The sequence below is a fragment of the Nocardioides sp. genome, from assembly GCF_014360585.1.
In the GTDB taxonomy this organism is placed as follows: domain Bacteria; phylum Actinomycetota; class Actinomycetes; order Propionibacteriales; family Nocardioidaceae; genus Nocardioides.
This window is the reverse complement of sequence record NZ_JACIXG010000142.1, coordinates 1-6,505: the sequence shown is the minus strand read 5'-3', so window position 1 is coordinate 6,505 and position 6,505 is coordinate 1. Positions and strand designations below refer to the sequence as shown.

General features: G+C 69.2%; 6 protein-coding genes and 1 pseudogene. All 7 read left to right on the top strand.

The window, feature by feature from the left end:
• Positions 1–531 (top strand): MFS transporter (locus H5T77_RS25260; protein ID WP_292653368.1); only part of this gene is annotated, 531 nt, incomplete at its 5' end.
• Positions 532–540: 9 nt separating this feature from the next.
• Entirely contained in the window at positions 541–1,566 is a 1,026-nt protein-coding gene (locus H5T77_RS25255) for a VOC family protein (protein WP_292653367.1), read from the top strand.
• A 282-nt stretch (positions 1,567–1,848) separates the two neighbouring features.
• Positions 1,849–3,144, top strand: coding sequence for an efflux RND transporter periplasmic adaptor subunit (locus H5T77_RS25250; RefSeq protein ID WP_292653366.1), 1,296 nt, complete (start codon positions 1,849–1,851; stop codon positions 3,142–3,144).
• Positions 3,145–3,185: 41 nt separating this feature from the next.
• Entirely contained in the window at positions 3,186–3,851 is a 666-nt protein-coding gene (locus tag H5T77_RS25245) for an ABC transporter ATP-binding protein (RefSeq protein ID WP_292653369.1), read from the top strand.
• The gene (locus H5T77_RS25240) at positions 3,848–5,077 is read left to right on the top strand and encodes an ABC transporter permease (protein ID WP_292653365.1); all 1,230 of its coding nucleotides are present in this window, start codon (positions 3,848–3,850) and stop codon (positions 5,075–5,077) included. Before H5T77_RS25245 ends, H5T77_RS25240 begins: the two co-directional genes overlap by 4 nt.
• A 31-nt stretch (positions 5,078–5,108) precedes the next feature.
• Entirely contained in the window at positions 5,109–5,990 is an 882-nt protein-coding gene (locus H5T77_RS25235; RefSeq protein WP_292653364.1) for a hypothetical protein, read from the top strand.
• Positions 5,987–6,505: pseudogene (locus H5T77_RS25230) on the top strand (hypothetical protein); the annotation flags it as partial. The gene H5T77_RS25235 and the pseudogene H5T77_RS25230, both read left to right, overlap by 4 nt.

The following is a 6,505-nucleotide window of genomic DNA, read 5'->3' as shown; positions in this document are numbered from 1 at the left end:
TCCTCCTGGGCCCCCACCCTGCTCGCAGCCGAAGGCGTCAGCGTCGAGGACTCGATCTTCTACGTCGCGCTGACCACCATCGGCGCCCCGCTCGGCTCCTTCCTGGCCTCGCTGGTCACCGACCGCTACGAGCGCAAGTGGTGCCTGGTCGTCTTCGGCCTGATCATCGCCGGCTCCGGGCTCCTCTACGGGCTCACCTTCACGCCGCTGCTCATCGTCGCCTTCGGGTTCCTGGTGAACCTGTTCGAGCGCGGCTACACCGCGCTGGCCTATGCCTACTCCCCCGAGCTCTACGACACCAACGGGCGCTCCCTCGGCACCTCGGTCTCCTACGGTCTCGGTCGGCTCTCCAACGCCATCGGCCCCCTGATCATCGCCGGTCTCTACAGCGGACTGGGCTACCAGTCCGTCTTCTACTTCATCGCCGGCACCTGGGTGGTCGGAGCACTCGCCCTGGCGATCTTCGGCCCAGCCACCCGCAAGGCCCGGCTGGCCGCCGAGGCGCCCACCGTCCCCGCGACGTCCCACTAAGGACTGAACATGCCCAACCCCGTTCCGGACAACCTCACAACACTCAGGCGGATGGTGGCCGAGACCCCCACCCGCCCACCGCTCGGCGACGTGGCGCACATCGGTCACGCCCAGCTCTTCACTCCGACACCGGAGGCGACGGTGGCGTTCTTCACCGACTTCCTGGGCCTGACCGTCTCCGGCCAGGACGGCGACAGCACCTACCTTCGCACCTGGGACGACTATGAGCACCACAGCCTCGTGGTCACCGAGCGCGCCGCAGCCGGTATCGGACGTACGGCGTTGCGCTGCTCCTCCCCCGACGCGCTCGAGCGCAGGATCGCCGCGGTCGAGGCCACCGGGGCGACCGGCGAGTGGAAGCGGGACGAGCCGGGTATAGGGCCGTTGTGGGTGACCCAGGATCCTGACGGGCACGAGTTCGCGCTCTACCACGAAACCGACTACTGGGAGGCCCCCTCGGCCGAGCTCCGGCCGGGGCTGAAGAACCAGCCCCAGGCCAAGCCGGGTCACGGGGTCGCGGTGCGGCGCTTGGACCACATCAACTACCTGGCCCGAGACGTCGAGACCACGACCGGCTTCGTGATCGACGCCCTCGGCGCCCGACCGACCGAGCAGATCCGCCTCGACGACGGTCACATCGGCGCACGCTGGTCGACCTTCACCCAAAAGTCCTATGACCTCGTCTACACCGAGGACTGGACCGGATCGACCGGCCGGCTGCATCACCTGGCCTTCGCCACCGACACCCGCGAGGACATCCTCCGTGCCGCCGACCTCGCCCTGGACACCGGCGTCTTCATCGAGACCGGACCTCACAAGCACGCGATCCAGCAGACGTTCTTCCTCTACGTCTACGAGCCCGGCGGCAACCGGATCGAACTGTGCAACCCGCTGACCCGACTGGTGCTTGCACCCGACTGGCCGCTGATCACCTGGACCGAGGCCGAGCGGGCCAAGGGCCAGGCGTGGGGGCTGAAGACGATCTCGTCCTTCCACACCCACGGCACGCCGGTGGTCGACTTCCCTGTCGATTGATCCGACCCCGCCCGCGCAGGCGGATGCGGCGATGCGGTCGACGCGCTGACAGGTCTGCATTCTCGCTTACACGAGCAGGATCCTCCCCGAGTATGTCGAGGTGCTCACAGACCTTGATTTTTCACGCTGTCCATTGAGTTGAAGGATCGCCTGGTCGGGCCAGCGGCGCTCCTGATTCATAGGCTCTCCACAGATTGAGCCGACCTAGCGCATAGCCACACTCAGCACAGTCCCTCCTCAGACCTCCGGTGCCGCGCCGGGGCGTACGAGAGAGGCAGTGTGGTGCGCAAGAGACTCACGGAGCGATGGCGGAGGCTGGGGCGTACGGCGCGGATCCTGCTCGCCGCCGGAGTGGCAGCCGCAGTGATCGGTGGTGGAGCGGGAGCCTGGGCGCTCACCCGTGAAGACACCGCGCAGTCCCAGGCGATGCAGGTCCAGGCGACGTCGGGGACGATGAAGGAGACGGTGGCTGCGAGCGGAACCGTGGAGGCAGCCGAGTCTGCTGACCTCACCTTCGAGGTCTCCGGCACCGTGACGAAGATCTTCGTCGCCGAGGGCGACACCGTGAAGAAGGGCGACGCGCTGGCCCGGGTGGACGACACCACCTTGGTCGCCACTCGCACGGCGGCCGAGTCCGCGGTCACCGCGGCTCAGGAGCAGCTCGCCGCCTCCGAGTCCTCGGGAGCCTCCGACCTACAGATCGCCTCGGACGAAGCCGCCGTTGCGGCGGCGGAAGCAAACCTCGACTCCGCACGTCAGGCGGTCGAGGACGCCGTGCTGCGCGCAACGATCAGCGGTACGGTCACCGCCTTCGACGTCGCCGTCGGTGATGTCGTCGGCTCGTCAGCGGGCTCGTCAGCGGGCACCTCGGGCTCGTCGCCCGGTGGATCCGGCGGCTCCGGCCCCTCGACCGGAGGCACGTCGGGAGACGCGAACGGGGAGAGCTCGGCGAGCGCCGGCACGGTCTCGATCGTCTCGGTGGGAAACCATCTCGTCGAGGCGACCGTCAGCGCCGACGACGCGGCCACCGTGAAGAAGGGTCTGCAGGCCACGATCACCGTCAACGGAGTCGATGAGGACGTCTTCGGCACGGTCGCGTCGGTCGGCAAGGTCGCCGAGACGAGCTCGTCGGGTGCCGCCGTCTTCCCGGTGACCATCGCGGTCACCGGCGAGCGCGACGACCTGTATCCGGGCACCTCGGCCACCGCCGCGATCACTGTGAAGCAGCGCGATGACGTGCTCTCGGTGCCCAGTGCCGCGATCACGGCCGAGGGCGACCAGGCGTACGTCCAGAAGGTCGTCGACGGCAAGACGGTGAAGACAGCGGTCTCGATCGGTGAGGTCTACGGCACCACGACCGAGATCACCGATGGGCTCGCTGATGGCGACACGGTCGAGATCGAGGGATTCACCCGTCCTGGTGGCGGCACCTCGGGGTCCGGCAACCAGGAACGCGGACGAGGAGGGGGCTTCGGTGGCGAGGGACAGACACGGCAGATGCCAGGCGGCGGCCAGCGGCCGGGCGGTGGTCAGATGCCAGGCGGCGGGGCGCCGGGCCAGATGGGTGGCGGTCAGTGAGCACGGGCACCCCGGTCGTCTCCTTGGAGGGGGTACGAAAGATGTACCGCTCAGGCTCGATCGAGTTCGAGGCGCTGCGTGGTGTCGACATGGAGATCAGCGCCGGAGAGTACGTCGCCGTGATCGGGCCCTCCGGCTCCGGCAAGTCGACCCTGATGAACATCCTCGGCTGCCTCGATGTACCGACCGAGGGCTCCTATCGACTCGGCGGCGAGGACGTGTCGACGATGTCGGAGGCATCCCTCGCACAGGTGCGCAACCGGCGGATCGGATTCGTGTTCCAGCAGTTCAACCTGCTGCCGAGTCTGCCCGCCTGGCGCAACGTCGAGCTTCCCCTCATGTACGCCGGTGTGACCAAGGCCCAGCGGCGCGAGCGCGCCGCCCGGGCGCTGGAGCGGGTCGGGCTCGGCGACCGGCTCGAGAACCGTCCCGGTGAGCTCTCCGGTGGACAGCAGCAGCGCGTCGCGGTTGCTCGGGCGCTGGTCACCGAGCCAGACATCATCTTGGCCGACGAGCCGACCGGGAACCTCGACTCGGGCTCGACCGAGGCCGTGCTTGCGCTCCTCGACGAGCTGCACGCGCACGGCAGGACCATCGTGCTGATCACTCACGAGCACGAGGTGGCTGAGCGCGCCGGGCGCAACCTGACCATCCGCGACGGTCTGATCACGGCCGACGAGCCGGTGCTCGCCGGGGGTGGACGATGAGCTGGGGCGAGACACTCGCGACGGCGTGGGAAGCGGTGCGCTCACATCGGCTGCGGTCGGTGCTGACGATGCTCGGGATCGTGATCGGGATCGCCTCGGTGATTCTCACGGTCGGCCTCGGCCAAGGTGCGCAAGACCAGGTCAAGAGCCAGATCAGCGCGCTCGGTAGCAACCTGTTGATCGTCTCCCCTGGCTCCTCCACCGACTCCTCGGGCGTACGCGGCGGCTTCGGGTCAGCCTCCACGCTGACCCTGTCGGACGCCGAGGCGCTCGCCGACGACGAGGCGGCTCCGGACGTGAAGGCGGTCGCCCCGGTGACCACCTCGAACGCTCAGCTCGACACCGCCTCCACCAACTGGACGACCTCGCTGGTCGGTGCCACGACCACGTGGCCCGAGGTCCGCAAGCGCGAGGTCGCGTCCGGCCGGTTCTTCACCTCCGACGAGGTCGCTTCGGGGGCGAAGGTGGTCGTCCTCGGCGCCGACACCGCCGCCGAGCTCTTCACAGGAAGGGCGAGCCCTGTCGGGGAGAAGGTCTCGGTCGGGGGAACTGCGCTGACCGTGATCGGCGTGCTGGAGTCGAGCGGCGCGAGCTCCTCGGGCTCCACCGAGGACGACACCGCGGTCGCCCCGATGGGCACAGCCAAGGCGCTCACCGGTTCGACGAGCAGCTCGCTCTCAACGGTATACGTCGAGGCGGTCTCCGACGATGCGCTCCCAGCCGCCTACCAGGAGATCAATGCGCTGCTGCTCAACCTGCACGGCGTCACCGCGGACGAGGCCGATTTCTCGATCTCCTCGCAGGACTCGCTGGTCGAGACGGCCAACGCCACCAACAAGACCCTGACCGTGCTGCTCGGCGGCATCGCGGCGATCTCGCTGCTCGTCGGCGGCATCGGCGTCATGAACATCATGCTTGTCTCGGTCACGGAGCGGATCCGTGAGATCGGCCTGCGCAAGGCGCTCGGTGCGACCCCAGCGGTGATCCGGCGCCAGTTCCTGGCCGAGGCGTCCTTACTCGGCCTGGCGGGCGGCGTCATCGGCATCTTCATCGCCGTCATCGGCGCTTGGGGCCTGCCTGGGCTGATCGACCAGCCCGTTTCGCTGTCCATCGTTGCCACCGCTGCTGCGCTGGTGACCTCCTTGGCGCTCGGCGTCGGCTTCGGGGTCTACCCCGCCAGCCGGGCCGCCCGTCTGACACCGATCGACGCGCTCCGCAGCGAGTGACACCTCCATCTCGACGTACGAAGGAATCTCGATGATCATCACGAATACGGCCGGCAGGCGCCGCGCTCGCACCCTGTCGCTCGCCACCCTCGCCGCGGTCGGGCTCTTCGCCTTGGCCGGCTGTGGCTCCGACAGCGACGCGGCCTCCGACCAGCAGCGACAGGAATCCGGCCAAGGACAACAGCAGGACCGCCGGATGGACGGCGGCATGCCGGGCGCTACCGGTGAGATCGCCGCCATCGACGGCAGCACCCTCCAGGTCCAGGGCAGCGACTCCCAGACCGCGGTCACCTACAACGACGAGACAACCATCAGCCAGCAGGTCAGCACCGCTTTGTCCGACGTCACGGTCGGCAGCTGCGTGACGGTCACGCCTGCCGAGGGCGCCGAGTCGAGCGAGACCACCGTGACCGCCAGTGTCGTCCGGATCACCGAGAAGACCGACGGGTCCTGTGCCGGCGGCGGAAGTCCCGGGGGCCGTCCGCGGCCCGAAGGCGGGGCTTCGGGTGCGCCCGAGAGGACGCCTGCCGAGATGCCAGAAGGGATGCCCTCGGGCGGCCCCGGCGGCTTTGGGGATGGCCCGCGTGGTGGCCTGAGCACATCGGGCGAGGTGACCGCGGTCAGCGGCTCGGGTTTCACCATGGCGGCGACATCGCGCCGCTCCGAGGAGACGACGTCGGTGAACGCCGCGGTCGGTCCGGAGACCTCCTACACCACCACGGAGACGGCGACGAAGAGCGCCCTGGTCATCGGCAAGTGCGTCACCGCATCCGGCGAGTCCGACGACACCGGCGCGGTCACCGCCGAGCGGATCTCGATCACCGAGCCGGTCGACGGCGGGTGCGCCGCCGGCTTCCGTGGCCGTGGCGGCATGCCAGGCGGCGCGCCGGGCCAGAACGGAGCATCGTCGTGAGGCGTCCCTCCCGCCCTTGGATCAAGGCGGCTTCCGGCGTCGCGGCGCTGATCGTGGTCGCGGGTGGCGGCTACACCGCGTACGCAGCCACCACCTCCGTGGCTGCCGGCTACCGCACCGCGACGGTCATGGCCGACGACGTTGAACAGACGCTCTCGCTGACAGGCACCATCGCGCCCAACGGGCGGGCCGACCTCGCCTTCGCCACCGACGGGACCGTCGAATCCGTCGTCGCCGAGGGCGACACGGTGAAGAAGGACCAAGTGGTGGCCCAGCTGGACCGTACGTCCCTGAAGAAGACCCTCACCACGGCGAAGGCCGCTCTGGCCGCCGCCCGGGCACAGCTGCAGAGCGACAAGGAGGCCCAGCTCTCCGGCATCGCGTCGACTGCAACGGGCTCCTCGGAGACCACCCCGGGGACGACCGCGTCGCCGAGCTCTGCAACCGAATCCTCTGCGCAGGACATGAGTGCGGTCTGGACCGGGGTGACGTCGGCGACGGCCGTGCTGCCCGTC